Origin of the sequence: Streptomyces calidiresistens, assembly GCF_014141525.1 — a bacterium.
Classification (GTDB): Bacteria; Actinomycetota; Actinomycetes; order Streptomycetales; family Streptomycetaceae; genus Streptomyces; species Streptomyces calidiresistens.
On sequence record NZ_VKHS01001210.1, the window covers coordinates 1 to 1,135 of the forward strand.

Below are 1,135 nucleotides of genomic sequence, written 5' to 3' on the forward strand. Positions count from 1 at the left end.
GGCCGCGAGGGCCAGGAGCGCTCCCGAGACGGTCGCGGCGACCAGGGCCGCGAGCAGGGTGTCCCCCGCGCCGGCGGCGGTACCGCGGTCGCCGCGACGCGGCACCGCGGCACGCCCCAGCGCCACACCGGCGGCCACCCCGCCCACCAGCGGCACGCACCCCGCCGCCGCGAGCCCCATCGGTCCCACCGGGTCGGGTCCGGGCAGCGCGGCCAACAGCGGGAAGGCGGGCAGCACCGGCGGGTCCCCCGCCCCCGGAACGGTGAACGGCCCGACCGTGTGTCCGGCCGCGAGGGCGGGCAGCGGGCCGAGCGCCAGGGTGCCGCCGCCGAGGGCGAACCCCGGACCCAGCCCGTGCGCGGCGGCCCACACCGCGAGGTTGGGCAGCAGGGCCAGGACGAGCAGCCCCAGCGCGACGCGGCCGGACCAGTCCCGGGCGAGCAGGCCGAAGTCCGTCCGGGCGGTGTCGGCCTCCCCGATCAGCGCGACGAGGCCGAGCAGGGCGCCCGCCCCGAGGATCGCGGCGGCGCCGGCGCAGGCGGCGCGGAGGGCGCCGTGGTCGGCGGGACGCAGCAGGGCGGCGAGCCGGCCGGTGGGGGCGGGTGGCTCCGCCGAGCGCAGCGCGGCGACCAGGGTGACGAGCAGGGCGAGGAGGAGGAGGTGGAGCAGGGCCCGGCCCGGGGCCGCCCGCAGCGGGCCCGACGCGGCGAACAGGATCGCCGGCACCCCGGCCGCCGCGTAGCCCAGGCTCACCCGAACGGCCGCGGCGGCCGCCTCCGGCATCGGGCGGCCGGCCGGCAGGGCGTCACGCGCGGCCCGCCACAGCAGCCACACCGGGACGGCGGTGAGCAGCAGGGGGGTGAGCGCCAGGGGCGCGGGGACGCCGTCGAGGGTGGCGACGCGTTCCAGCGGGGTGCCGTGGGCCAGCAGCCACAGGGTGATCGCGACCCGCAGGGCCGCCGCCGCACCGGCGTCGGGGTGGGGCGAGGTGGTCCACAGGGCCAGCACGATCAGGGCGGGAACGCCGATGCCCCGGGCCGCCGCGCCCGCCCCGTCGAGGAACGCGCCGGCGCCCCGACGGGCCCGGGCCGGAAGGTCGGGGAGGAGTGCGGCGGGGGACGGTGCCTCCCCCGGG

Annotated in this window: 1 protein-coding gene; it reads right to left on the minus strand. The window is 81.7% G+C overall.

Annotation, left to right across the window (positions count from 1 at the left end; all coding sequences use genetic code 11):
• Positions 1-1,135, minus strand: a 1,135-nt coding sequence (locus FOE67_RS26440) for a cell division protein PerM (protein ID WP_228474329.1), incomplete at both ends; no start/stop codon positions are given.